Here is a 25702-nt window from a genome sequence, read left to right on the forward strand (position 1 = left end):
GCGGACAGCAGCTTGCGGAACTTCACTGGCCACCTCCCGAGGACAGCACCTGCTGCGTCACCGGGAGCGGCAGCGGCGGCAGCTCGCCGTTGTTCAGCGCGTGCACCGACTGCGCCAGCGACGGCAGCGGCACGTTGTTGTCCACGACGTCGGCCACGCCCTGGCACACGTTGCCGACGGCGTCGAGCGCGTCCGGTGTCTGCTTGAGCAGGTTGCACACCATCGTCGCCGGCGGTTGCGTGAGCTCGTTGAGGTTCGCCCTGGCGTCGAGGGTTCCCGACGAGGCGTTGTAGGTGTTGGCCAGGTTCGTCAGCGCGAGCGGACCGATGTCGAGCGTCTCGGCGAGGGCCCCGCGCTGTTCGACGAGCACCCGCGTGACGCTCGCCAGTTTGTCCACGTTGGACTTGAGCTTGCCCCTGTTGTTCTCGACGAAGCCCTTGACCGACGTCAGCGCCTCGCCGAGCTGTGCGACCGTCGCCGACAGGTTCTCGCGCTCACCCGACAGGTATCCGCTGACGTCGGCGAGCTGCTGTTCGAACTTCCGCACCGTCTGGTCGCTGTTCGCCAACGTCGTGGAGAACTTCGCCAGGTTCTCGACCGTGGCGAACAGGTCGCCCGAGTTGCCGGACAACGTCCCGGCCGCCTTGCCGAGCTTGGTGATCGTGTCGTTCAGGGCCTTGCCGTTGCCGTCGAGGTTGTTCGCGGTGGTGTCGAGCAGGTCCGACAGCGAACCGTTCTTGTTGGCGCCGTTCGGGCCGAGCGATTCGGACACCCGGCTCAGGCTCTCGGCGAGCTCGTCGACCTCGAGCGGCACCTCGGTGCGGTCCTGGCTGATCGTCGCGCCCGCGTCGAGCGTCGGGCCGCCGGTGTAGGCGGGTGCGAGCTGCACGTACCGGTCCGACACCAGCGACGGCGCCACGATGATCGCCTTCGCATCGGCCGGGATCTGCACGTCACGGTCGTAGGTCATCTCCACGAGCACGCGCTCGCCCTGCGGCTCGACGTTCGTGACCTCGCCCATCTCGACGCCGAGCACGCGGACGGTGTTGCCCTCGTACAGGCCGATCGCGCTCGGGAAGTACGCGCTGACCCGCTTGCTGCCCGCGTCCTTGAGCGTCCACCACAGTCCGCCCGCGACGACGAGCGCGAGCACGATGGCGATCGTGACGCCCTGGGCGAGCCGCTGACCGAATCGAGTGGTGATCATTTGACGTTGCACCCCTCTTCGTTCACCGGACCGACGGACGGGAGCAGGAGGCCGCAGATGTAGTTGTCGAACCAGCGGCCGTTACCGATCGTGTTGTTGAAGACACGGACGAACGGCGCGAACTGGCGGATGCCCTCGCTCAACGATTCCTCGTTGCGCTGCAGCATGCCGGTGAGCCGGTCGAGCTTGTTCAGCACAGGGCCGATCTGCTCGTTGTTGTCGTTGACGAGGCCCTTCAACTGGGTCGACAGCTCCTGGCTGCCCTGCAGCATCGTGGTGATGGCCTGCTTGCGCCGCTGCAGTTCGCCCAGCAGCGACGACCCGTCCTCCATCAGCTTCACCAGCTGCTCGTCGCGGCCGGCGAGGGTCCCCGAGATCTGCTTCGTGTTCTGCAGCAGGTTCTTGAGCTGCTGATCGCGCTTGGAAATGGTGTCCGACAGTTTCGACAGCCCGCTCAGCGCACCGCGCACGTCGTCCGGGGTGTCGGAGAACGTCTGGGACAGCACGTCGAAGCTCTGTGCCAGCTGGTCGGTGTCGATCTCGTCCACGGTGCCGGACAGGTCGCGGAACGCCTCGAGCACGTCGTACGGGGCCGTGGTGCGCTCACGCGGGATGGTCGCCCCCGGGTCGAGCGGCTGCTCCCCCAACGGGTCGAGCGCCACGTACTTCTGCCCCAGCAACGTCTTGATCTTGATCGTCGCCGAGGTGCGGTCGCCCAGCCAGGCGTCACGCACCTTGAACGACACGTTCACCCGGTCGCCGTCGAGCTCGACGTCGCTGACGTTGCCGACCTTCACGCCGGCCACGCGCACCTCGTCGTCGGGCTTGAGTCCGGCCGCCTCGCTGAACTCGGCCTGGTACGTCGTGCCACCGCCGATGAGTGGCAGGTCCTCGGTGTTCAGCGCCGACACGATGCCGAGCACGATCACGATGATGCCGGTGATCGCGATGGGGATCGGGTTGCGCTTCTGGAAGCTCTTCATTCGCTGGTGCACCGCTCCCTATTGACCGGCGCGATCGGCACGTTGACGGGCTCGGACATCAGCCCCGGGATCCGGACATTGCCGCTCGCACTGCACAGGTAGAAGTTGAACCACGAGCCGTAGTCAGCGGTCGCGGCCATCCGCTTGGCCTTCTCCGGCAGGAACTGGATGAAGTGCTCGACGACCTGCTCCTGCTCGTTGAGGTTCCCTGCCAGTTCACCGAGGGCCTTGATGTCCTGCTTCAGCGGCTCGCGGGTCTCCTTCAGCAGGCCCGCCGTGGTCTGCGCCAGCCCACCGAGCGCGTCGATCGACTGCCCGATCGGCTCCTTGTCCTTGGCCAGCCCCGACACCAGCTTCTGCAGCCGCACGATCAGCTGGTCCAGCTGCGGCGTGCGCTCGTTGACCGTCGTCAGCACCGTGTTCAAGTTGTCGATGACCTGGCCGATCACCTGGTCCTTCTCGGCGAGCTTCGTCGTCAGCGACGCCGTGTGCGACAACAGGCTCTCGACCGTGCCGCCCTCACCCTGCAGGACCTGGATGATCTCGTACGACAGTTTGTTGACGTCGTCCGGCGACAGCGCCCGGAACAACGGTTTGAACCCGTTGAACAGCTGGTCCAGGTCCAACGCGGGTGTCGTCTGCTCCAGCGGGATCGTCTCGCCCGGCTCGAGCGTGCCCTGCGGACTCCCGCCACCCGGCTGGTTGCCACCGCCCTGGTGTGCGGCCTGCTGCACCCCGCCCTCGCCGGCCCGCTCGAGCGCGATGTAGCGCTGGCCGACGAGGTTGCGGTACTTGATCGACGCCTGCACGTTCGCGGGCAGCTCGCGGGCGGCGTCGATCTCGAACTCCACCTCGGCGAGCCTGCGGTCCACGATCTCGACGGAGCTGACCTGACCGACACGCACGCCCGCGATCCGGACGTCGTCGTTGGGGATCACCATCGTCGCGTCGGTGAAACGGGCCTTGTACGTCACGGTGTCGGACAGGTTGATGTTCGCGATGCTGACCGCGAGCACACCCGTGACCAGAACCGTGACGGCGATGAAGGCACCGAGTTTGACCAGTGGTGCGGTGAGTCCACGCATTATTCGACCGTCACCTCCGCTCCGCGGTACATCGGGGCAATGAGCAGGGCGCCCCAGCCGGGCACCTGATCGGCGTCCATGCCGAGCCGCGGCGCGGTCAGCTGCGAGATCAGCCGCAGCTCACCCGGCGAACCCGCCGGGTCGCCGCCCGCGACACCGGGAGCGGCGCCGCCGCCACCGTTGTTGTTGTAGCCGCCCGCGTTCGCCTGGTCGTCGGCCTGACTGAGGCCGTTGTTGGACGAGCGTGCAGGCGGGGGCGCCGTGCTGCCGTCCTTGACGGGCCCGTCCGGCGGGTACTGCGGGAACGGATCCGGCTTCTCGGCGAAGTCGTAGCAGCGCGGGCCACGGTGGTCGTTCCACTCCGGTTCGTCCTGCCCCGGCTTGTACGGACCGCGGTTGTTGGTGATCTCGATCGTCGCGTGCAGGCCGGGCTGGTTGGTGCCCTTGCCGAACGCCTTGTCGATCCGCGGCACCAGTTCGGCCATCTGCCCGAGGAAGCACGGGTACGACGGCGCGTACTTGGCGAGCAGCTCGGCGGTCGGCCTCGCGGTCTCGCCGAGCTGGATGAGGTTCGAGGAGTTCGCCTTCAGCCACGAGTGCAGATCCGTCGAGGCGCCCGTGATGCTCGTGTACATGTTCGACAGCGCCTGCCGCTTCTCCACGATCGTCTTGCTCGTCGTGGTGAAGTTGTCGAGCGTCTGCACCAAGTCCGGAGTGACGTCGGAGAGGTTGTGCGAGAACTTCGCCAGTTCCCGCAGGTTCTCCTGGAGCTTCGGCACGTGCGGGTTCAACTCGCCGAGGTAGCTACCGAGGTCCGACAACGTCCGGCCCAGCTGCTCACCGCGCCCCTCCAGCGCCGTCGAGATCGCGCTCAGCGTGGTCGAGAGCTTCTGCGGCTGCACCGCCTGCAGCACCGGCATCAGATCCGCGAGGGCCTGTTCGAGCTCGATGGCACTGTCGGTGCGGTCCTGCGGGATGACGTCGCCGGACCGCAGTGACGTCGACTCGGCGCCCTCCGGGATCTCCAAGTTCACGAAACGCTCGCCGAAGAGCGTCTTCGGCAGGAACCGGGCGGACACGTTCGCGGGCACGAGCTCGGCCTGCTCCGGCTCGAGGTTCAACGTCAGCTCCGTGGAACCGCCCTCGACCGGGGTGATCTCGCCGACGTGGCCGACGATCAGCCCCCGCACCTTCACGTCGGAGTTCTCGGACAGCTGGTTGCCGATCTCGTCGGCCCGCAGCGTCACCGTGACGTACGAGCTGAACGCCTTGTTGTAGATCGCCACGCTCAGGGCCACGCCGCCGACCAACAGTCCGACGAGCAACAGCCCCAGCAGCCTTCGACGCAGTGTCGTCCACGTCCCTGTCGCCATCATCCCGCGATCCTCACCGTCGTGTCGGTTCCCCAGAGCGCGAACCCGACGAAGAAGTTGACCACCGCGACCGTGACGATCGACAACCGCACGGCCCGGCCGACGGCCACACCGACGCCCGCGGGGCCGCCGCTGGCCTTGTAGCCGTAGTAGCAGTGCGTGAGGATGATCAGGACGCTGAATATCAGCACCTTGATGAACGAATACAGCACGTCCTGCGGTGGCAGGAACATCTCGAAGTAGTGGTCGTAGGTACCCGCCGATTGGCCGTAGATGTAGATGACCACGGCCCGCGACGCCAGGTACGACGACATCAGGCCGATCACGTAGAGCGGGATGACCGCGACGAAACCGGCGATGATCCGCGTCGTGACCAGGTACGGCAGGCTCGGCACCGCCATCACCTCGAGCGCGTCGATCTCCTCGGAGATCCGCATCGCACCCAGCTGGGCGGTGAAGCCGGAGCCGACCGTCGCCGACAGCGCGAGACCGGCCACCAGCGGCGCGATCTCACGGGTGTTGAAGAACGACGTCAGGAAGCCGGTGAACGCCGACGTCCCGATGGAGTCCAGGGCCGAGAAACCCTGCAGGCCGACGAGCACACCGGTGAACAGGGTCAGACCGACCATCACGCCGACGGTGCCGCCGATCATCGCCAGCGACCCGGAGCCGAAGCTGACCTCGGCCAGCAGGCGCAGCACCTCCTTGAGGTACCGCCGGATCGTCCGCGGCGCCCACGCGAGGGCGCGCAGGTAGAACGACATCTGGTCGCCGAGATCGTCGAGCGTCTCGAGCGGGCGGTTCGCGATCTTTTTCGCGCGCTGGGTCACGGAGGCCATCGGTCAGCCCAACTTCGGCGGGACGAGCTGCAGGTAGATCAGCGTCACGACGACGTTGACCACGAACAGCAGCAGGAACGTGATGACGACGGACTGGTTCACCGCGTCGCCGACGCCCTTCGGCCCGGGCGGCGGGTTCAGCCCCCGGTAGGAGGCGACGACGGCGGCGAGGAACCCGAAGATGAGCGCCTTGATCTCGCCGACCCACAGGTCGGGCAGCTGCGCCAGGGCCGAGAAGCTCGCCAGGTACGCACCCGGTGTGCCGCCCTGGAGCACGACGTTGAAGAAGTAGCCGCCCAACACACCGATGACGCTGACCATGCCGTTGAGCAGCACGGCGACGAGCATGCACGCCAGCACCCGCGGCACGATGAGGCGCTGCACCGCGGAGACGCCCAGCACCTCCATGGCGTCGATCTCCTCGCGAATGGTGCGGGCGCCGATGTCGGCGCAGATCGCCGACCCGCCCGCACCGGCGACGAGCAACGCCGTCACCAGCGGTGCGGCCTGCTGCACGGTCGCGAGCACGCTGCCGGCACCGGTGTAGGACTCGGCACCCAGCTGGCTCGCGAGCGACCCGAACTGCAGCGAGATGATCGCGCCGAACGGGATCGCCACGAGAGCCGTCGGCAGGATCGTGACGCTGGCGATGAACCAGGCCTGCTGGATGAACTCGCGCAGCTGGAACGGGCGCTGGAAGAGACCCCGGGCGATGTCGAGGCCGAGGGCGAACAGCTTGCCCGTCTCGCGCAGCATCCCGAGGCCGGGGACGGTGGCCGGCCGTGAGCTCATGCGCCGCCTCGCCGCGGTCGCAGCGGCTGGGTCGGCGCCGACTGCTCGCCGCTCGGCCATGCGGGCGAGCCGGGCAGGTCGGCGACATCGCCCGCGGGCAGGTTGCCGTGGACCTGCGTCCGGCCGCCCGCTGTGACGGCGGGTTCCGGAATGCCGTAGTGCCTGCGCTCCTCGGGCGTCAGCGAGGCGATGATGCCTTCCCGAGCCGGCTCGGGAAGGGTGTGGAGCACCTGCACCACGCGGTCCTTGCGGCGGATCGCGCCCTGCCGCTCCGGCAGGCCGGGTGTGGGCTGCAACTGCGGCACGATGCCGCGCACGTCCTCGGTCGACCCGTCGTGGTGGCCCGCGTCGGCCTGCTCCTGCTCGAGCGCCATCTGCGCCGAGTCCTTCTCCTCGCTCATGCCGATAGGACCGAGCCTGCGGCCGTTGAGGAACTGCTCGACGACCGGTTCGTCGGAGGTCAGCAGGACCTCGCGCGGGCCGAACATGACGAGTTCCTTGCGGAACAGCATGCCGATGTTGTCCGGCACCGTGCGGGCGAGGTTGATGTTGTGCGTGACGATCAGGATCGTCGCGTCGATCTGCGCGTTCAGGTCGATCAGCAGCTGCGACAGGTACGCCGTACGCACCGGGTCCAGACCCGAGTCCGGTTCGTCGCAGAGGATGATCTCGGGATCGAGCACCAGCGCGCGGGCCAGACCGGCCCGCTTGCGCATACCGCCGGAGATCTCGCCGGGCAGCTTGTCCTCGGCGCCGGACAGACCGGTCAGCTCGAGCTTCTCGAGCACGATCCTGCGGACCTCGGTCTCCGACTTCTTCGTGTGCTCGCGCAGCGGGAACGCCACGTTGTCGTAGAGGTTCATCGACCCGAACAGCGCACCGTCCTGGAACAGTACACCGAACAGCTTGCGCGTCTCGTAGAGCTTGCGCTCCGAACAGCGCACGATGTCGGTGCCGTTGATCTCGCACTTGCCCTTGTCGGGCTTGAGGAGACCGATCATCGACTTGAGGAACACCGACTTGCCGGTACCCGACGGGCCGAGCATCACCGACACTTCCCCCGGCGGCAGGTTCAGCGTCACGTCACGCCAGATGGCCTGCTTGCCGAAGGACTTGGTCAAGCCCTCGATGACCACCTCGGCACCCATCGCACCCTCCCGGAGCGGTTCCGCGGCCGCGGCCGATGCGCCACCCGGTTCCGGTGGCGTACACCCGGCGGTGCCCACCTCCGCGGAGGTGCCGACCGCCATGTCCGCAGCGTCTTCCTTCTACGAGCAACGACCGAAGCCCGCGTAAGTTACTCACTGGTTCACACTCGGATCGCGCGCTCGGAGTAATCCCCGACACAGACCGTGTGATGTGGATGTGCAAGGTAACCCACGACGCACTCGCGGAACGAACAGCACTCCCACGAATGTGATGAATGGACACGCGGCGTGCGTACCGGTGCTCGTTTTCCGCTGCATTCTTCCGACATACGAAAACGTGCGCCGGCGATAACGGCCCCGGACACGAAAAAGCGGGCGGACACCCCGTGGGATGTCCGCCCGCTTTCGCCGTAATCGAAAACGCCGTGAGGCGTCAGATCACTTGAGCGAGACCTTGCCGCCGGCCTCCTCGAGCTTGGCCTTGGCGGCCTCGGCGGCCTCCTTGTCGACCTTCTCGAGCAGCGGCTTCGGGACGCCCTCGACGAGCTCCTTGGCCTCCTTCAGGCCGAGACCGGAGATGACCTCGCGGACGACCTTGATGACCTGGATCTTCTTGTCGCCGGCGTCCTCGAGGACGACGTCGAACTCGTCCTGCTCCTCCTCGGCGGCGGCACCGGCGTCGGCACCCGGAGCGGCGGCCACGACCTGGGCGGCCGGGGCGGCGGCCGTGACGTCGAAGGTCTCCTCGAACTTCGTCACGAACTCGGACAGCTCAAGCAGCGTCAGCTCCTTGAAGGCGTCGAGCAGTTCGTCCGTGCTCATCTTCGCCATGGTGGCGTTCCTTCCTTGCTTGCGACTCTGGAGTCGGTGGGTTTGTCGGTCAGCTCTCGGCGTCGGACGCGGAGCCGGAATCGGACTTCTGCTTGTCCTCGAGCGCGGCGGCGGCGCGGGCCATCTTCGACAGCGGCGCCTGGAACAGCGACGCGGCCTCGGACAGCTTGGCCTTGAACGCACCCGCGGCCTTGGACAGCAGGACATCGCGGCTCTCGAGGTCGGCGAGCTGGTTGATCTCGCTGACGCTCATCGTGCGGCCATCCATGTAGCCGCCCTTGATGACAAGCGCGTTGTTGTCCTTCGCGAAGTTCTTCAGTGCCTTCGCGGCCTCGACCGGCTCGCCCTCGATGAAGGCGATCGCCGTCGGACCGATGAAGAGCTCGTTGAGCTCCTCGACACCCGCCTCTTCGGCGGCACGCTTGGTGAGCGTGTTCTTCGCGACCCGGTACTTCACGGTGGAGCCGAGAGCGCGGCGCAGCTGACCCAGCTGGGACACGGAGAGGCCGGAGTACTCGGTGATGACCGTGGCCGAGCTGTTGCGGAAGGACTCCGCAATCTCGGCGACCGCCTCCACCTTTTCGGGCTTCGCCATGGTCGCCTCCTCTCTTGGCTGGTGACCACTGAGCTTGCCCGCGACTACCCTGGAAACGACGAAACGCCCCGGCGCGCGCGGCAGAATCCAGCGCAGCAGGCTCGGGGCGTCGATACACACGGGTGCCCGTGTGGCGATCCTCGTTCCTCCCTGCGCGGGTCGCCGCCCGTTCGGCGGACCTTCGTTCCCGAGGTAGCCCCGGGAAGACCAGCGGTCTTCGGTAGAACCGCCGTCGACTATACGCCCACGTCCCGCCTCCCCCGACACCCGGGTCGGCACACGGCTCCCGCGTGCGGAGCGTGAGCAGGCATCATGGGCGCGTGACGGAACAGCGAACCGATCCGGCGGGCGGCGAACCGGACCGGCCCGGCGAGTCCCCCGACGCCCCGCACCCGCCGGGAGCCACGTCCACCGGCCCCGGGAGTACAGGGGATCCGGCAGATGCGGCCGCGGGTTCCCTCGGTACGGACTCTCACGCCGGCGGGTCCCCTGCCGATGGTGGCCGGTCCGGCGTCGCCGGTGCAGGCCTCCCCGGCGACGCGACGCCGTCCGGCGACGTGACCCCGTCCGGTGGTGCGGACCCGACCGGTGCGGACCCGACGCCGCCGTCCGGTACTGAGATCCAGCCCGCGGCCGCCGCGACGCCGGATCCGGCCGGTCCCGTCGACGAGGAGCAGTTGCGGCAGTTCCGCCAGTTCCAGCAGTTCCAGGAGTTCCAGGAGTTCCTCAAGTTCCAGGAGGCCCAGCAGGGCGGACACGGGCAGGGCGGCGCGGTCGTCCCCGGCACGCCTCCGGCCCAGTACCCGCCTGCTCCGTACCCGGGCTCGCAGGTCACGGCCGCGCCGGCCGGTGGCCACGCGGCACCGCTGCCCGCGGCGGCGCCCGACCGGCTCCCCGAACCCACACAGCGGCCGCGGCGGCGACCCCCGCGATGGCTGACCTGGCTCGGCAAGAAGCTCCTCGGCTGGCTCGTCGCGTTCCTGCTGCTGGCGCTCGCCGCGACGTGGGCCTACAACCACTTCTTCGGCACCGCTGACAGTGACCAGACCACCGAGGAGTACGCGCGCGGGGGCGGCGGTTCGTACCACGCCACCGAACTGCTGGCCGACACTCCGTACGCGGCGGTGCGCTCGGTCTACGACGCGATCGCGCAGGCGGACCCGGACACCGGCCTGCCGGACGCCGACAAGGCGTGCGGCCGGTTCGACGAGGCCACCCAGCAGCGCTTCGCCGACAACGTCGGTTCCGCCGATTGCCGCGAGGCCGTGAATGCGCTGCACGAACAGGTCACCCACGTCAACGACTACGCCGAGTCCGTCTATCCGCGCGGCTACCTGCCCACGTCGACGACCGAGCGGATCGATTCCTGTTCGTTCACGATCAGCGGCGGCCCCGCACTCGGCGTGTTCACCGTGGAGAAGGTGGAACACGACCAGTGGCTGATCACCGGGCATGCAGCCGGGCCGGAGACGTGCCCCGGACAGGCGCCGTCGCGGCAGCAGCCGTCCGGCCCTGCGCAGCAGCCGGGCAACTGAGCGTTCCCCGCCCGCGCCCGGCCGGATCCGCCGACGAACGAAAGCGGGGCGGCCCACCCGCGATGGGTGAACCGCCCCGCTTCGACGCTGTGTGTCTCTGACGCTCAGGCGTCTGTGCGTTCGGTGACGCCTCAGGCGTTCGCGTCCTCCGCGAGGAGGTCGCGCGTACGCGTCGGGTCGACCGGGATGCCCGGGCCCATGGTCGTCGTGAAGGTGACCTTCTTGACGTAGCGGCCCTTGGCGGCGGACGGCTTCGCACGCAGCACCTCGTCGAGGGCCGCGGCGTAGTTCTCGACCAGCTTGTCGGTGTCGAACGACGCCTTGCCGATGACCAGGTGCAGGTTCGACTGCTTGTCGACGCGGAAGCTGACCTTACCGCCCTTGATCTCCGTGACGGCCTTCGTGACGTCGGGCGTCACCGTGCCCGTCTTCGGGTTCGGCATCAGGCCACGCGGGCCCAGCACGCGGGCCACGCGGCCCACCTTCGCCATCTGGTCCGGGGTCGCGATCGCGGCATCGAACTCGAGCCAGCCACCCTGGATGCGCTCGATCAGATCGTCGGAACCGACCACGTCGGCACCAGCGGCCTCGGCCTCTGCGGCCTTGTCACCGGTGGCGAAAACAGCGACGCGGACGGTTTTACCCGTGCCGTGCGGCAGGTTCACGGTGCCGCGGACCATCTGGTCTGCCTTGCGGGGGTCGACGCCGAGCCGCATCGCGACCTCGACCGTGGCGTCCAGCGTGTTCTTGCCGGACGTCTCCTTGGCCAGCTTCACCGCGTCGAGCGGGGCGTACAGCCGGGTCTGGTCCACGAGCTCGGCGGCCTGACGGTAGGCCTTGCTGCGCTTGGTCATGCTCTGTCCTTACATGCGAAATGGATCAGTTGTGGTGCGGGCCAGCGCCTGGCCCTTCCACGGCGCGCCTCGGGTGTGAGGCGATCGAGACTCAGTCGACGACGGTCAGGCCCATCGACCGGGCGGTGCCGGCGATGATCTTGGCCGCCTGGTCTTCGTCGTAGGCGTTGAGGTCGGTCTTCTTGGTTTCGGCGATCTCGCGGACCTGGTCCATCGTGACCTTGCCGACCTTGTTCTTGTGCGGCTCGCCGCTGCCCTTGTCGACGCCCGCTGCCTTCAGCAGCAGCTTGGCTGCCGGCGGCGTCTTGAGCTTGAAGTCGAACGAACGGTCCTCGAACACGGAGATCTCGACCGGCACGACGTTGCCACGCTGGTTCTCCGTGGCCGCGTTGTACGCCTTGCAGAACTCCATGATGTTGACGCCGTGCTGACCGAGCGCGGGGCCGACCGGGGGCGCCGGGTTCGCGGCACCCGCCTGGATCTGCAGCTTGATGATCGCTGCAAGCTTCTTCTTCTTGGGTGGCATTTCCGTTTCCTAGTTCAGCGTTGCTCTCCCCACGCACCTGCCGTGGCGCGGGGGCCTTCCGGCGTGCTCCCGACCCGCGGGAGCGGCCGTCAGATCTTGGAGACCTGGTTGAACGACAGCTCGACCGGCGTCTCGCGGCCGAAGATCGAAACCAGGACCTTCAACTTCTGGCCGCCGGCGTCGACCTCGCTGATCGTCGCGGGCAGCGTCGCGAACGGGCCGTCCATGACGGTGACCGATTCGCCGACCTCGAAGTCGACCTGCACCGCGGAGGTGGACGACGACGCCGCGGCCTGCGTGTCCGGCGCTGCGGACTCGCCCTTCGCGGCCTTCGCCGGCGCCTCCTTCTCGACCTGCGGCGCGAGGAACTTCAGCACCTCGTCCAGCGTGATCGGCGACGGCCGCGACGTGGCACCGACGAATCCCGTCACACCGGGCGTGTTGCGCACGGCACCCCAGGACTCGTCCGTGAGCTCCATGCGGACCAGGATGTAGCCGGGCAGGACCTTGCGGTTGACCTGCTTACGCTGGCCGTTCTTGATCTCGGTGACCTCTTCGGTCGGCACCTCGATCTGGAAGATGTAGTCCTCGACGTCCAGCGTCTGCCGCCGGGTCTCGAGGTTGTTCTTCACGCGGTTCTCGTAACCGGCGTACGAGTGCACGACGTACCACTCGCCGGGCAGCGACTTCAGCTCGGCGCGCAGCTGGGCCACCGGGTCGTCCGGCTCGGTGGCGTCGGCGTTCTGGTCGCTCGCGTCGGCGTTCTGGTCGGTGGCGTCGTCGGCCGCCGTCTCACCGTCGTCGTCGGCGCTCTCGGCGTCGGCCTCACCGGCGGACTCGTCAGCACCGGCCGTCTCGGCGGTGCCGGCCTCCGCGTGCTCGTCGACCTCTGCAGTCTCGGCGGCCGGCGTAGGCGTGTCGGCGGCCTCGGCCGGGTCCACGTCGGTGGCCGCGAGCACCTGCTCGTCTGAGCCGTTCTCGGAGGTCACTTTCCGTCCTCTCAGTTGATCGCGTGTGTCGTCACGGGCGCGGCGATCCGCTCCCGCCACCCGCGAGGCCTGGCCAAGGCGCTAGTTGCCGAATACGAAGTCGACTCCCTCGAGGAAGACGAAGTCGAGCAAGTAGACCAGGGCGATCATGAAGGCCACGAACACCAGCACCACGCCGGTGTAGGTGATCATCTGCTTGCGGGTCGGCCAGATCACCTTCCGCAGCTCGCCCCAGACCTCGCGAAGGAACCGCACGATCCGGGCGAAGAGCGAATGCTTCTCGGTCTTCTCTTTTGTCGTGCCGCTCCGCTTCGGCGTGGGCCGGTCCTTGCCGGCGGTGGTGCCCTTGCCGGGACCGGTGCCCGCCTTCCCCTGGGGAGCGGACTTGCCCGCCTTGGCGTCACTGCCCGTGCCGGAGGCAGCGGCGCGCCGCTCGCGGCGAGCGGCGGCGGTGTTCGGACGGGGGGCGGAGCTCTTCTGCTCCTTCCCCGGGTCCTTCTCGCCGTCCTCGCTCACGAGCCACTCCTCTGCCTAACCTGACACATCAACGCAGGGGCGACAGGACTCGAACCTGCGACCTGCGGTTTTGGAGACCGCTGCTCTACCAACTGAGCTACACCCCTTCGAACGTTCACGCAGTTCATGCCTCCATCCGATCGCGGACAGAAGGGCAGGAGCAACCGTCGAACGTTCCAAGTGCAGTAGTCTACGGCAAGGCCGATCGCGCTCTGCAACCGAGGCCCGTTTCCCGTCGACCACCACCGCCGCACCCGCTTCGGCCCAGGTGACACGGCCCCGGCGGGCGCGTGGAAAACTGTAGTCATGGCCACACCTGGAACGACACCCGCCCGCCCCCGCTCCCGAGTGTCCGCGCGGATCGCGGGCATCACACCGTCCGCGACGCTCGCGGTGGACGCGAAGGCGAAGGCCCTCAAGGCGGAGGGCCGCCCGGTGATCGGGTTCGGCGCGGGGCAGCCGGACTTCCCCACGCCCGACTACATCGTCGAGGCCGCGGCGAAGGCCACACGCGAGCGGGTCAACCACGGTTACACCGCCGCAGGCGGCCTGCCGGAGCTGCGCGAGGCGATCGCGGAGAAGACGCTGCGCGACTCCGACTTCCGCTGCGACCCCTCCCAGGTGCTCGTGACCAACGGCGGCAAGCAGGCCGTGTACTCGGCCTTCGCGACGTTGCTCGACCCCGGCGACGAGGTGCTGCTGCCGGCCCCCTACTGGACGACCTACCCCGAGTCGATCACGCTCGCCGGCGGCGTCCCGGTGCAGGTCACCGCCGACGAGACGACCGGCTATCTCGTGACGGTCGAACAGCTCGAGGCCGCGTGCACCGAGAACACGAAGGTGCTGCTGTTCAACTCGCCGTCCAACCCGACCGGCGCCGTCTACTCGCGCGAGCAGGTCGAGGCCATCGGCAAGTGGGCGCTCGAGCACGGCATCTGGGTGATCACCGACGAGATCTACGAGCACCTCGTCTACGACGGTGTCACCGCCGCGTCGATGCCCGCCGTCGTACCGGAGCTCGCCGACCGGACGCTGATCCTCAACGGCGTCGCCAAGACCTACTCGATGACCGGCTGGCGCGTCGGCTGGATCATCGGCCCCGACGACGTCGTCAAGGCCGCGTCCAGCTTCCAGTCACACCTGTGCGGCAACGTCTCCAACGTCGCCCAGCGTGCCGCCGAGGCCGCGGTCGCGGGTCCGCTGGACGCCGTGCACGCCATGCGTGAGGCGTTCGACGCGCGGCGCAAGAAGATCGTCTCGCTGCTGTCGGACATCCCCGGCGTCGAATGCCCGACACCCGAGGGCGCGTTCTACGCCTACCCGTCCGTGAAGGCGCTGCTCGGCAAGGAGATCCGCGGCGAGCGGCCCGGGGACACGGTCGCGCTGGCCGACCTGATCCTGCGCGAGGCCGAGGTCGCGGTCGTGCCCGGCGAGGCGTTCGGCACGCCCGGCTACTTCCGCTTCTCCTACGCCCTCGCCGAGGACGACCTCGTCGAAGGCGTGAACCGCGTGGGCAACCTCCTCGCCGAGGCGAAGTAACCAGCACCCCTCGGCCGGGCGCGACCCGGCGGAACCTCCCGAAACGGCCCCTCGGAACCCACTCCGAGGGGCCGTTTCGCATGTCCTGCACCCACCCCGCACCTCATCGACGCACCGCACTTCAGCGGGACGGCACGTCCAGACACCACTCGAGAACCTTGTTTGTTCTAGTATAGTTAGAACAATGTTGATTCGGATCGATCCGGCGTCCCAGGCGCCGCTGTTCGAGCAGGTCGCCGCGTCGGTGCGGCGTGCCCTGTCCGACGGCGAGCTCGCCAAGGGTCACCAGCTGCCGCCCGCGCGGGAGGTGGCGACGTCGCTCGACATCAACGTGCACACCGTGCTTCGCGCCTACGGCCTGCTACGCGACGAGGGGCTGATCGAGCTGCGCCGCAGGCGCGGCGCGGTCGTCACCGGCGCCGCCGACACGCGCGCACGCCTGAACACCCTGGCCGGAGAGCTCGCCGACGAGGCACGTCGGGTGGGGGTCGACCTGGACGAGCTCACGGAGATCGTGAAGGAGAAGTTCGCATGAAGACCACGAGGCTCGCACTGGCCGCGGGCGCGGTTCCACTCACGGCGCTCGGCGGTGCCTGGGCGTTACAGGGTGCCTGGTCGGCCCGGCTGCCTGAGGTGGTGGCGGTCCACTGGGGTACGAGCGGTCCCGACCGGTCGTCGACACTGTCGACGCTGACCGGCGTGACCCTCGGCATCGGTGCGGCGCTGACGCTGGTGACGCTGGTGGCGGTGCTCGCCTCGCGGGCCCGGGGGTCGGCCGTGCCGCGCAGCGCGGTCGGGTTCACGGCGGGGATGGCGGCACTGCCCGCGGGGGTTCTCGTGGGGTCGATGTACGCCGCACTGGACACGACGTCGTGGCGCGAGGCGGGCTCGGCCTGGTCGGCGGTGGTGTGGGCACTGGGGTTGAGCGTCGTGGCGGGTGCGATCGCGGCGCTCGTCGCGGGGCGGACCGAACGGCGGGCGTCCCCGGAACCACGTGACCTGCCGTCGGCGGGTCTGCAACCCGGCGAACGGGCGACGTGGATCGGCGGCGGCACCAACTACCCGATGACCTTCGGCGGCCTCGCCGTCGCCTGCGGGTACGGGCTGTTGCAGGTGTCGCTCCCCGACTTCGACGTCATGCCGTTCGCACTGGTGGTGCTCGTCGTCGTGCTGGCGATGGCGGCGACCTGCCGGGTGCGGGTCCGCGTCGATGCCGACGGGGTGGCGCTGTCACTCGGGCTGTTCGGCTTCCCGCACCGCACGCTGACGTTCGACGAGATCGCCTCCGCCGACACCGAGCAGATGACGATGTGGAGCGCCGGCGGATACGGCCTGCGCCGAGGTGTCGGCTACACGGCGTTCAAGGTGCGCGCGGGTGAGGCGCTCGCGGTCACGCTGACGTCGGGACACGTCGTCAAGGCCACGGTCGACCACGCCGACCGGGCGGCGGGCCTCGTCAACGACCTGGTCGCCGCGCGGCAGAGCGCCTGACGCGGCTACGCCCGCACGACCGCCTGGGCCTTGCCGAGGACGGTTCTCCCGTCGAACTTGGCCGTGACGTCGATGCGGGCGGTGCCGTCGTCGCGGACCTCGCCGACCTTGGCCGTGAACTCGACCAGCGCACCCTCGTCGTCGTCCGGCACGACGACCGGGCGGGTGAACCGCACGCCGTACTCGACGACGCGGCCGGGGTCACCGAGCCAGTCGGTGACGACGCGTCCGCCGAGCGCCATGGTCAGCATGCCGTGGGCGATGACGTTCGGCAGTCCGACCTCGGTGGCGAAGCGTTCGTTCCAGTGGATCGGGTTGAAGTCCAGCGAGGCGCCCGCGTAGCGGACCAGCTGCTCGCGGGTGACGTGCACGGACAGGCCGGGCAGTTCGTCTCCGACGTTCACGACCGCTCCCCCCTGACGACGAGCTGGGCGTAGGTGGTGCACACGGGCTGGCCGCCGTCGGTGGCGACGTCGGCGTGGACGCTGAGGAAGTCGTTGCCCGCACGCACGAAGACGTCGTCGATGTGCACCGTCACCTGCAGCCGGTCGCCGGCGCACGCCGGCCGGTGGTGCACGAACTTCTGGTCGCCGTGGACCATGCGGTCGTAGTCCAGGCCGAGGTCCGGGTCCTCGGCGACCGCGTTGATGGCGCGGATGTTGATGATCGTCAGGAAGGTGGGCGGCGCGATCACGTCCGCGTACCCGGCACCCTTGGCGGCCTCGATGTCGCGGTAGAGCGGGTTGTCGTCGCCGATGGCGTCGGCGAACTCGGCGATCTTGGCGCGGCCGACCTCGTAGGTCGTTTCGGGCGGATACGTGCGCCCGACGAATGACGGATCCAAAGGCACGGCGCAGACTCTACCGGCCGGAGAATGTTTCACCCACTGGACTGAACCGGCAGGCCGACCCTGCCGACGAATCCGCCCCCAGTGGCACCTTGGGCGCAGTGAGCGCAGCCGAGGTGCCACTGGGGGCGGCAGGGAGCGTTCGTCAGTTCAGGGACATGCCGTAGGCCGACAGGGCTTCGGTGACGGGCTGGAAGTAGGAGCTGCCACCGCCCATACCGGACGTGATGCCGACGCCGGTGCTGCCGGAGAACAGGCAGCCGCCGGAGTCGCCGGAGTCGACCGCCGCGGACGTCTGGATCAACCCGTCGACGGCGCCTTCGGCGTAGTTGACGGTGACGTCGACGGCCTCGACCGTGCCGCAGGTCAGCTGCGTCGTGGAGCCGCTCTTGCAGATGTCCTGGCCGACGGTGGCGTCGGAGGCGGATGTGATGGCCTGCGTGCTGCCGTTCCACAGCGTGACGGCGCCGGGTGCGCTGCCGGTGTCGTTGCGGATCAGGCCGTAGTCGTTGCCGGGGAAGCTGGCGTCGACCGAGGGGCCGACGTTCCACTCGGCGACACCCGCGGTGCAGTGGCCGGCGTCGAGGATGTAGTCCTGCGAGCCGTCGTTGACGTTGAAGCCCGCAGAGCAGCGGCTGCCGCCACCGGTGATGGCTTCGCCGTTGTAGATGCTCTTCTGCATGCCGCCTGCGACGTGCTCGACGCGCACCGCGTCACCCAGCTTCGCGGCCGCGGCGGTGAGCTTGCCCGCGGCGCTGTCGGCCGCCTTCTCGCCGATGGTCAGCACCAGCTGGTTCTCGGCGGGGTCGAGGCCGAGCGAGGTGTGCGGCACGGCGGGCAGCGCTTCGAGCTCGGCGCGGGCGGCATCCAGCTGTTCGGTGGTGCGCTCGGCGAGCTCGGCGGTGACGCCCGCGGCTTCGGCCTTGTCGGCGGCCGCCTGCGTGGCGACGGTGACGACCGGGTTCCCCTTGGCGTCGAGGTGTTCGCCCACCAGGTCGCCGGCGATGGCGGAGCGGACGTCGTCGAGCGTGTCGACGCTCTGCTGCTGGCGTTGCAGCAGCTCGGCGGCGGCCGTCTCACCGAGGCCGCGCTCACTCGTCAGGGTGGAGATCGCCTTGTCGGCGACGACGTCCGAGTAGCCCTCGATACTCGGGACGGATGCGGAGGCGGCTGCGGCCGGGGCGAACAACCCCAAGGCCAGCGCACCCGCGGCGGCGGCGATGACGCTCTTGCGCGACATGTTCATACCGGCAACTCACTTTCCCGCAGGGTTGGGATGTGTCACGCGACAGTGTGAGTTGACAAGGAGTCCCCGGGTAGGTCCTTTCGAAGGGACCTTTCTCACCGGTGCCGGTTTTGCTCAGAAAATGACAAACGTCCACAAGCGGTGTGTTCACGTGACGAACCGCCATCGGATCTCGGGCACAAAGAACCGCCCTCGCCGGTACGGCGAGGGCGGTTCGAAGCGGTGTGGACCCGGAGGCCGTTGGGTCAGCGGGTCTCCTTGTGGGCACGGTGCGTGCCGCACTTGGGGCAGAACTTCTTCATCTCAAGACGGTCCGGGTTGTTGCGCCGGTTCTTCTTGGTGATGTAGTTGCGGTCCTTGCACTCCTCGCACGCGAGGGTGATCTTCGGGCGAACGTCGGTGGAAGAAGCCACGGTCTTTCCTCTTTCAACGATGAGTGGGCCACCGCCGTGGCCGTGTAGTCCGAGTAGCGGGGGCGGGACTTGAACCCGCGACACCACGATTATGAGCCGTGTGCTCTAACCACCTGAGCTACCCCGCCCTGCCAACCCCAACCTAGCCCAAACCCAGCCGAATCGGACGCTCCTGTGGCGTGCCCCGCACGAGAACCGCACCACAAACCTGTCCGCCTGCTTCAGATCCGGGGGTCCGGGGGCAGAACCCCCGGGTCGGGTGTGGGGGCTACGCCCCCACGAGTGATCGACGAGCGATCCAGGCCGACGCAGTGCGTCGGCAGACCTCTCCCGATCGCGAGCCCCTTAACGGGTTCGAACCGTTGACCTTCTCCTTACCATGGAGACGCTCTGCCACTGAGCTAAAGGGGCGTGCTCAACGAGCCTCGAATAGAGTACCCGAGGACCGCGGGCGCGCGAACACGGGGGTGGCACTCCCCCGCGCCCGGCCGCGAAACCTCACGTCAGCAGCGGCCCAGTGCCCGTCGACGTCACTGCCCCTCGACGTCACTACCCCTCGGCGTCACCCAGCAGGATCCGTCGACCTTCAGGTCAGCAGCGTCAGCACCGTCTCGTCGCGGTTGCCCGCCGAACGGGCCGTGCGGGCCAGCAGCCACGCCTCGAGCCGGTCCTCGGCCAGTGGCCGCGAGATGAGGTAACCCTGCGCGACGTCACATCCCATGGCTTCGAGCTGGTCGCGGGACGAGTCGTCCTCCACGCCCTCGGCGACGACGGACAGTCCGAGCGAGTGGCCGAGTTCGACGATGGAGCGCACGACGGCGAGGTCGCCGAGATCGGTGCTCATGCCGAACACGAAGCTCTTGTCGATCTTCACCTGGTCGACGGGCAGTCGGCGCAGGTAGGCCAGCGACGAGTACCCGGTGCCGAAGTCGTCGACGGCGAGTTCGATGCCGAGGTCGTGCAGTTCGCCCAGGATCGGCAGGGCCCGCTGCGGGTCGGCCATGACGGCGGACTCGGTGATCTCGAAGGTCAGCAGCCGCGCGGGGACGCCGTGGCGGGCCAGGGCGTCGGCGACCTGCTCGGCGAAGTCCTCGTCGGCGAGGCTGCGCACGGAGAGGTTGACCGCGACCGACATCTCCAGGCCCTCGTCGAGCCAGCGCCGCACCCGGTCGAGCGCCTGGTCGAGCACGAACGACGTGAGAGCCCCGACCAGCCCGGTCGCCTCGACGGCGGGCACGAACTCATCGGGGTTGACCCGGCCGAACTCGGGATGCACCCAGCGCACGAGGGCTTCGACGCCGACGACGTTCTTGTCCGGCAACGACACCTTCGGCTGGTAGTGGACGCTGACCTGCCCGTCCTCCAGAGCCTGCCGGAACTGAGTGACCAGCTGGAACCGGCGGAGGAAGATCTGGCCCATGCTGGGGACGTAGCCGCGGACCTCCTCACCTCCGCGGGTGGCGCGCACGGCGACGTCGGCACGCTGCAGGAGCGCGTCGACGTCGGGCGGGTCGCCGTCGTCGCCGAGCACGTTGGTGCAGGCATAGCCGACCATGGCGTTGGCTTCGACGCTGAGCTTCTCGACCGGGTAGGGATCGGACGCCTCGGCGCGCACACGTTCGGCGACGGCGTGCGTCTCGTCGGCGGTGCGGTCGAGCAGCAGCGCCGCGAAGGACGCGCCTTCGAGGCGGGCGAGCGGCACCTCGGGGCCGAGCACGTCGCGGATCCGCCTGCCCGCGGCGACGACCATGCGGTCGGCCCAGGCGTAGCCGAGCGCGTCGCTGACCGTGGAGTACAGGTCGAGGTCGACGCGCAGGACGACGGCCCCGACATGCGGGTTGGCCTGCGAGAGCGCACAGGAGTCGCCGGTGCGTTCCGCGAGCGGTTCGGCGGCGATCTGGCGGAATCCCGGCCGGTTGAGCAGTCCGGTGAGCGGATCGTGGTACGCGTCGTGGCGCAGCGTGGCCAGCAGTCGCCGGTTGTCGAGCGCGGTGGCGAGATGGCTGGCCATCGTGCCGAGGAGCTGCACGTCGTACTTGCCGAAGCCCCGCCAGCGCGACAGCCGGTCGTGCGCCTCGACGAGACCGAGGAGCTGGTTGCCGCTGCGCAGCGGCACGACGAGGGCTTCCTGGGCACCACGCGCACCGAGAGCGGCCCTGACGGCGACGTTGCCGTCGGTGAGGCGGAAGTGCCGCACGTTGGCGCCGGGCAGCCGCAACAGCGGGTCGTCGGGGCGGAGCTGTTCGTCGGGCAACTCGCCGCCGACGACGAGGACGTGCATGGGCTCGTCGGGTTCGAGGCGCAGCCGCAGCACGACGCGCCCCGCGGCGAGCTGGTCCTTGATGCGCTCGGCGATGCTGTGCCACTCGTCGAGGTCCAGGCCTGTTTCCAGCTCGCCGGCCTTGCCGGCGGGCTGGGCGGCGACCTGGTGGTCGGAACGGGCGACCATCAGGCTGACGTCGAACAGCGCCTCCATGTCGCGCTGTTCGCGGAGCAGGTCGGAGTAGGCCCAGTACAGCGCGACGAGGCCGATGCTGACGGCGACGACGATCGGCCACGCGCCGGGCGTGCCCTCGATGACGAGGTAGCCGGTCAGGCCTGCGGAGGCGTTGACGAAGCCGACGACGAGGATGCGCGCGGCGAGCCGGACGACGGTGCCGATCTGCATGCGCCGCCGCAGCACGCGCACCGCGGCCATCGCCAGGATCGTGCTCGCCAGCGGCGCGGCGAGGGTGCCCGCGAGCGCGGCGGGCCAGGGCATGCCGCCGGGTTGGCCGAGCGCCGCCGCGACGACTCCCGCGACGGCGAAGGCACTGGTGACCTCGATGAGGAACGCGCCCGCGTTGTACAGCACGCGCCCGGTGACGCGGCGCGCGAGCAGGGTCGTCACACCCGCGACGACGTGCGCGGCCAGCACCACCTCGAACGGCGCGACGAAGAAGCCTATGACCAGCGGTATCTCGGTGAAGGAGATCGTCCAGGAGATGCCGCTGCGCACGTCGACGTTGACGCCGAGCTGTTCGGCCGCCAGGAACGACACGGCCAGCAGCGGGCCGATCCACCACAGGTGCACCGAGCCCTCGAACGGCCGCCACTGGGCGACGGAGACGGCACCGAGCACGCCGACGGCGAGCACGAACGCGGTGTAGAGACGGAACCGGAACTCGTCGCCGCGCGTCGCAGTAGCGGTCGCCGAAGTTTCGGAACGGGGGTTCTCACCGTGATCGGGCGGCTCCGCCGAGCCCGGCCCTTCGACAACGCCGGATCGGTCCATGGAGCCCGGTTCGCCTGCGGCGGGTCCGGCGGACTCGCCTGCCTGCGCGCTCGACCCCGCGGGCGCGCGGCGTGCCTGGCTCATGCCACCTTCCCCTTCCGTAACCATCGCGCGGGTCACTCGTCGGCCGTAGGCCCCGGCGCGGACCGGTAACTGCCCGCGAACGAGGCATAAACCGTACCCCGCACGACGGACAAAGCATCTGATTTGACCACCGTCAGGTCAACTCGCCGTGAGCCCGACATGAACGTAAGGCTTCGTTAACCGCATGCGAGTGATACCGCATCGCAGTCGATCGCGGCCAGTAGCAGTCGGCAGTCACTCATTGGATGTCATGATGAGCACTCGGTGAGATACGCCATAGCCGACGGTCGATCACATCGATGCCGACAGCGAGGTGGGACATGCAGGCGCAGGGGACCCGCGACTCCCGAACCGGTCGCGACCCGAAGCACGACAGTGGGGCCAGATCCGACCGCGGGAGCGCCGACCGCGACACCGCCGTCCTCGATGCGTACGCCGAACGGATGGCGGCCGAGGACGCGATGCTCCCCACGTTCACGAACCCGTCCGCGTCCGCGTCGGCCGTGCTGCGCACCCGCGACGGCGTGGCGTTCGCGGGCCGGTCCGCGGTCGCCCCCGGCTCGATGGGCTCGCTGTGGCGCCCGCTGGTCGAGTACCGCCTGGACCTGCGGGTGGCGGGAAGCGACCCGGCCGCAGCCGTTGACGGTCTGCTGTGCCGCTGGGAGGACCAGCTCGCGGAGGCCGTCTCCTACGACGAGGGCTACGGGTGGGACTGCGCCGCCGTGGTCACGCGTCCGAGCAGGGACACGTCGGGGGCGACGGCGTTGCTGCGCCGCGGCTTCACCGCCACCCGGGTGCTCGCGGTGCGGCCGGCCAATCGGCTCGGCTCGGGCCCGCCCGCCGTCCCGGGCGTGCGCATCCGCGAGGCCGTCGAGAACGACCTTCCGACCCTGACGAGGATGCGTGCCGAACTGCACGCCTACGACGCGCAGTTCGGCGTCGTCACCCCGCGCGCGGATGCACTCGAGCGGCTCACCGAGGACGCCCGCGCCCAGCTCGCGGCCGACACGCCGGTACCGCAACTGTGGGTGGCCGAGCTGTACGGCAGGCCGCTCGGATTCCTCGAGGTCGAACTGCCGCCGCGGGCGAACTGGGTCGGCGGCTACGTCAACGCGGAGCGGGTCGGTTACCTGGCGTCGTTGCACGTCGCCGAGGAAGCGCGCAGCAGCGGTGTCGGGTCCGCCCTCGTCGCCCACGCGCACCAGCTGTTCGACTCCGAGGACATCGAGGCCGTGCTGCTCCACCACGCGCTGGAGAGCCCGCGGTCGACGCCGTTCTGGTACGCCCACGGCTACCGTCCGCTCTGGACGTCCTGGTACCGGCGCCCCGCCGTGGGCTGACCGGCCGTGGGCCGACCGGCCGTAGGCCGACCGGCCGCGCGTCCACTCGGTCGGAGCTCACCGACGCTCCGATGTCTTGCAGATGCCTTGCACCCGGCACCGCGTGTCCTGCACTCGAGCAACCGTGTTGCGCTCTCCGGGGCCCGTGTTGCGCTCTCCGGTGCCCGTGTCGTGGTCTCCGGGGGCGGTGTTGCGGTCTCCGGGGCGCTGCACGTGGTCCACCACAGCCGTGGAGCCGTGGCGGTGACGAAGTGACGAAGTGACGAAGTGCTGCGATCACGGCCGCGCGCCCCTACGGTCAACGGGGGACCGTCCCCGCCGCAGGTGAACATGCTGGTGGAGGTGCCACCGTGACCACGCACTCGGTTACGCCCCCGACCGATGTGACGCCGACTCGGATCTCCGGCAACGAGCCGCCGCCGCGTAGGCGCGGGCTGCGCATGCTCAGCCTCGCGCGGACGACGGACCACAAGGTCGTCGGCATGATGTACATGGCCACGTCGTTGGCGTTCTTCATGATCGGCGGCCTGATGGCGCTGCTCATGCGCGGCGAACTGGCGCGGCCGGGTCAGCAGTTCCTGTCGCCGGAACAGTACAACCAGCTGTTCACGATGCACGGCACGATCATGCTCCTGCTGTACGCGACTCCGGTGGTGTTCGCGTTCGCCAACCTCGTGCTTCCGCTGCAGATCGGCTCCCCCGACGTGGCGTTCCCCCGGTTGAACGCGTTCTCGTACTGGCTGTTCCTGTTCGGCGGGCTGATGGTGTTGAGCTCGCTCGTCAACCCCGCGGGCGCCGCGGACTTCGGCTGGACTGCCTACGCCCCGTTGTCGCGCGCCCAGTTCTCCGTGGGCGTCGGCGGCGACCTGTGGATCATGGGACTGGTCGTGTCCGGTCTGGGCACGATCCTCGGCGCGGTCAACATGATCACGACGATCGTGTGCCTGCGCGCGCCCGGCATGACGATGTGGCGGATGTCCCTGTTCACCTGGAACATCCTGTTCACGAGCGTCCTGGTGCTCGCGGCGTTCCCGATCCTGACCGCGGCGCTGCTCGGCTTGTTCGCCGACCGGGTGTTCGGAGCGCACGTGTTCGACCCCGAGAACGGCGGCGCGATCCTGTACCAGCACCTCTTCTGGTTCTTCGGCCATCCCGAGGTGTACATCGTGGCCCTGCCGTTCTTCGGCATCGTCACCGAGATCATCCCCGTGTTCAGCAGGAAACCGCTGTTCGGCTACCGGCTGATGGTGCTGGCGACGATCGGCATCACGGCGTTGTCGTTCGCCGTGTGGGCGCACCACATGTTCGCCACCGGTGCGGTGCTGTTGCCGTTCTTCTCCTTCCTCACGTTCGCGATCGCCGTGCCGACGGGCATCAAGTTCTTCAACTGGATCGGCACGATGTGGAAGGGCCGCATCACGTTCGAATCGCCGATGCTGTGGTCGTTGGGCTTCATGGTGACGTTCCTGCTCGGCGGGCTCACCGGCGTGCTGCTCGCCGCACCTCCGGCCAACTTCCACGTGCACGACAGCTACTTCGTCGTCGCCCACTTCCACTACGTGCTGTTCGGGACGATCGTGTTCGCCACGTTCGCGGGGATCTACTTCTGGTTCCCGAAGTTCACCGGCCGGATGATGGACGAGAAGCTGGCCAAGCTGCACTTCTGGCTGACGTTCGTCGGCTTCCACACGACGTTCCTCGTGCAGCACTGGCTCGGCTCGGAGGGCATGCCGCGTCGCTATGTCGACTACCTGCCCAGCGACGGGTTCACCGCGCTCAACACCGTCTCGACCATCGGCGCGTTCGTCCTCGGAGCGTCGATGTTGCCGTTCGTGTGGAACCTGATGCGCAGCTGGCGGTTCGGTGATCCCATCAAGGCCGACGACCCGTGGGGCCACGGCAACTCCCTCGAGTGGGCCACCACGTCCCCGCCGCCGCGGCACAACTTCCTCGAGCTGCCGCGCATCCGGTCCGAGCGGCCCGCGTTCGAGCTGCACTATCCGCACATGACCGAGCGGATGCACGCCGAGGGCCACATCACGTTCACCGGCAAGGCCAAACCGCACGGCGGCCCGCCGCAGCCGGCGTCGAAACAGGCGACCGACGGACTGACGCCCGATTCGCAGGGACGGGATAAACCACCCGAGTGAGGGAGGCGGCGCGGGCGGTCACACGGTCACCCGGTGCCGGTGGCG

General features: G+C 68.9%; 24 protein-coding genes and 3 tRNA genes. 6 read left to right on the plus strand and 21 right to left on the minus strand.

The window, feature by feature from the left end:
* Positions 1-22: 22 nt before the first annotated feature.
* The 9 genes from FHS23_RS00865 to rplJ form a co-directional block, all read right to left on the minus strand.
* Positions 23-1207: an MCE family protein gene (locus FHS23_RS00865; RefSeq protein WP_183646209.1), complete on the minus strand. Its 1185-nt coding sequence runs from the start codon at positions 1205-1207 to the stop codon at positions 23-25.
* A complete protein-coding gene (locus FHS23_RS00870; RefSeq protein ID WP_183646212.1) occupies positions 1204-2190 on the minus strand; it encodes an MCE family protein in 987 nt (328 codons plus the stop codon). The genes FHS23_RS00865 and FHS23_RS00870 overlap by 4 nt, the downstream gene beginning before the upstream one ends.
* The gene (locus tag FHS23_RS00875; RefSeq protein ID WP_183646217.1) at positions 2187-3275 is read right to left on the minus strand and encodes an MCE family protein; all 1089 of its coding nucleotides are present in this window, start codon (positions 3273-3275) and stop codon (positions 2187-2189) included. Before FHS23_RS00875 ends, FHS23_RS00870 begins: the two co-directional genes overlap by 4 nt.
* Positions 3275-4651, minus strand: a complete 1377-nt coding sequence (locus tag FHS23_RS00880) for an MCE family protein (RefSeq protein WP_183646220.1) — start codon at positions 4649-4651, stop codon at positions 3275-3277. Before FHS23_RS00880 ends, FHS23_RS00875 begins: the two co-directional genes overlap by 1 nt.
* A complete protein-coding gene (locus FHS23_RS00885; RefSeq protein WP_183646223.1) occupies positions 4648-5487 on the minus strand; it encodes an MlaE family ABC transporter permease in 840 nt (279 codons plus the stop codon). Before FHS23_RS00885 ends, FHS23_RS00880 begins: the two co-directional genes overlap by 4 nt.
* 3 nt (positions 5488-5490) lie before the next feature.
* Complete coding sequence (locus tag FHS23_RS00890; protein WP_425501097.1) at positions 5491-6243, minus strand: MlaE family ABC transporter permease; 753 nt, start codon at positions 6241-6243, stop codon at positions 5491-5493.
* A 32-nt stretch (positions 6244-6275) separates the two neighbouring features.
* A complete protein-coding gene (locus tag FHS23_RS00895; protein ID WP_183650532.1) occupies positions 6276-7427 on the minus strand; it encodes an ABC transporter ATP-binding protein in 1152 nt (383 codons plus the stop codon).
* Positions 7428-7865: 438 nt separating this feature from the next.
* Positions 7866-8258, minus strand: coding sequence for a 50S ribosomal protein L7/L12 (rplL, locus tag FHS23_RS00900; RefSeq protein WP_183646230.1), 393 nt, complete (start codon positions 8256-8258; stop codon positions 7866-7868).
* Between the two features lie 49 nt (positions 8259-8307).
* Positions 8308-8853, minus strand: coding sequence for a 50S ribosomal protein L10 (gene rplJ, locus FHS23_RS00905; protein WP_183646233.1), 546 nt, complete (start codon positions 8851-8853; stop codon positions 8308-8310).
* Between the two features lie 320 nt (positions 8854-9173).
* On the opposite strand from rplJ, the gene FHS23_RS00910 reads away from it, so the two are divergent.
* On the plus strand, positions 9174-10388 hold the full coding sequence (locus tag FHS23_RS00910) for a hypothetical protein (protein WP_246381249.1): 1215 nt from the start codon (positions 9174-9176) through the stop codon (positions 10386-10388).
* A 131-nt stretch (positions 10389-10519) separates the two neighbouring features.
* Here the strand turns inward: FHS23_RS00910 and rplA are convergent, their stop codons facing one another.
* The 5 genes from rplA to FHS23_RS00935 form a co-directional block, all read right to left on the minus strand.
* Positions 10520-11242: a 50S ribosomal protein L1 gene (gene rplA / locus FHS23_RS00915; RefSeq protein WP_183646236.1), complete on the minus strand. Its 723-nt coding sequence runs from the start codon at positions 11240-11242 to the stop codon at positions 10520-10522.
* A gap of 91 nt (positions 11243-11333) precedes the next feature.
* Entirely contained in the window at positions 11334-11768 is a 435-nt protein-coding gene (gene rplK, locus FHS23_RS00920) for a 50S ribosomal protein L11 (protein ID WP_183646239.1), read from the minus strand.
* Between the two features lie 89 nt (positions 11769-11857).
* Entirely contained in the window at positions 11858-12757 is a 900-nt protein-coding gene (nusG, locus tag FHS23_RS00925) for a transcription termination/antitermination protein NusG (RefSeq protein ID WP_183646242.1), read from the minus strand.
* Between the two features lie 81 nt (positions 12758-12838).
* Positions 12839-13273 carry a preprotein translocase subunit SecE gene (gene secE, locus FHS23_RS00930; RefSeq protein ID WP_183646245.1) on the minus strand — a complete coding sequence of 145 codons (435 nt, stop codon included), beginning with the start codon at positions 13271-13273 and terminating at the stop codon, positions 12839-12841.
* 34 nt (positions 13274-13307) lie between these two features.
* Positions 13308-13380: transfer RNA gene (locus tag FHS23_RS00935), tRNA-Trp, on the minus strand.
* A gap of 199 nt (positions 13381-13579) precedes the next feature.
* On the opposite strand from FHS23_RS00935, the gene FHS23_RS00940 reads away from it, so the two are divergent.
* From FHS23_RS00940 to FHS23_RS00950, 3 genes are all read left to right on the plus strand, one after another.
* The gene (locus tag FHS23_RS00940) at positions 13580-14812 is read left to right on the plus strand and encodes a pyridoxal phosphate-dependent aminotransferase (RefSeq protein WP_183646248.1); all 1233 of its coding nucleotides are present in this window, start codon (positions 13580-13582) and stop codon (positions 14810-14812) included.
* Between the two features lie 184 nt (positions 14813-14996).
* Entirely contained in the window at positions 14997-15347 is a 351-nt protein-coding gene (locus tag FHS23_RS00945; protein ID WP_183646250.1) for a GntR family transcriptional regulator, read from the plus strand.
* Positions 15344-16303, plus strand: coding sequence for a DUF1648 domain-containing protein (locus FHS23_RS00950; RefSeq protein WP_183646252.1), 960 nt, complete (start codon positions 15344-15346; stop codon positions 16301-16303). The genes FHS23_RS00945 and FHS23_RS00950 overlap by 4 nt, the downstream gene beginning before the upstream one ends.
* A gap of 5 nt (positions 16304-16308) precedes the next feature.
* On the opposite strand, the gene FHS23_RS00955 is transcribed toward FHS23_RS00950, so the two are convergent.
* The 7 genes from FHS23_RS00955 to FHS23_RS00985 form a co-directional block, all read right to left on the minus strand.
* Positions 16309-16707 (minus strand): MaoC/PaaZ C-terminal domain-containing protein, encoded by a 399-nt coding sequence (locus tag FHS23_RS00955; protein ID WP_183646254.1) that lies wholly within the window; start codon positions 16705-16707, stop codon positions 16309-16311.
* Positions 16704-17153, minus strand: coding sequence for an FAS1-like dehydratase domain-containing protein (locus tag FHS23_RS00960; protein WP_183646256.1), 450 nt, complete (start codon positions 17151-17153; stop codon positions 16704-16706). The genes FHS23_RS00955 and FHS23_RS00960 overlap by 4 nt, the downstream gene beginning before the upstream one ends.
* Before the next feature lie 142 nt (positions 17154-17295).
* Positions 17296-18396 (minus strand): S1 family peptidase, encoded by a 1101-nt coding sequence (locus FHS23_RS00965; RefSeq protein ID WP_425501061.1) that lies wholly within the window; start codon positions 18394-18396, stop codon positions 17296-17298.
* A gap of 245 nt (positions 18397-18641) precedes the next feature.
* On the minus strand, positions 18642-18809 hold the full coding sequence (gene rpmG, locus FHS23_RS00970) for a 50S ribosomal protein L33 (RefSeq protein WP_075848953.1): 168 nt from the start codon (positions 18807-18809) through the stop codon (positions 18642-18644).
* A gap of 54 nt (positions 18810-18863) precedes the next feature.
* Positions 18864-18937, minus strand: a tRNA-Met gene (locus tag FHS23_RS00975).
* A gap of 211 nt (positions 18938-19148) precedes the next feature.
* Positions 19149-19220, minus strand: a tRNA-Thr gene (locus FHS23_RS00980).
* A gap of 175 nt (positions 19221-19395) precedes the next feature.
* The gene (locus FHS23_RS00985; protein ID WP_183650541.1) at positions 19396-22083 is read right to left on the minus strand and encodes a putative bifunctional diguanylate cyclase/phosphodiesterase; all 2688 of its coding nucleotides are present in this window, start codon (positions 22081-22083) and stop codon (positions 19396-19398) included.
* A 404-nt stretch (positions 22084-22487) separates the two neighbouring features.
* On the opposite strand from FHS23_RS00985, the gene FHS23_RS00990 reads away from it, so the two are divergent.
* Together FHS23_RS00990 and ctaD are read left to right on the plus strand one after the other, a co-directional pair.
* Positions 22488-23507 carry a GNAT family N-acetyltransferase gene (locus tag FHS23_RS00990; RefSeq protein ID WP_246381253.1) on the plus strand — a complete coding sequence of 340 codons (1020 nt, stop codon included), beginning with the start codon at positions 22488-22490 and terminating at the stop codon, positions 23505-23507.
* A gap of 398 nt (positions 23508-23905) precedes the next feature.
* The gene (ctaD, locus tag FHS23_RS00995; protein ID WP_484573307.1) at positions 23906-25657 is read left to right on the plus strand and encodes an aa3-type cytochrome oxidase subunit I; all 1752 of its coding nucleotides are present in this window, start codon (positions 23906-23908) and stop codon (positions 25655-25657) included.
* Positions 25658-25702 lie beyond the last annotated feature (45 nt).

It is taken from the genome of Prauserella isguenensis (assembly GCF_014191605.1).
Classification (GTDB): domain Bacteria; phylum Actinomycetota; class Actinomycetes; order Mycobacteriales; family Pseudonocardiaceae; genus Prauserella; species Prauserella isguenensis.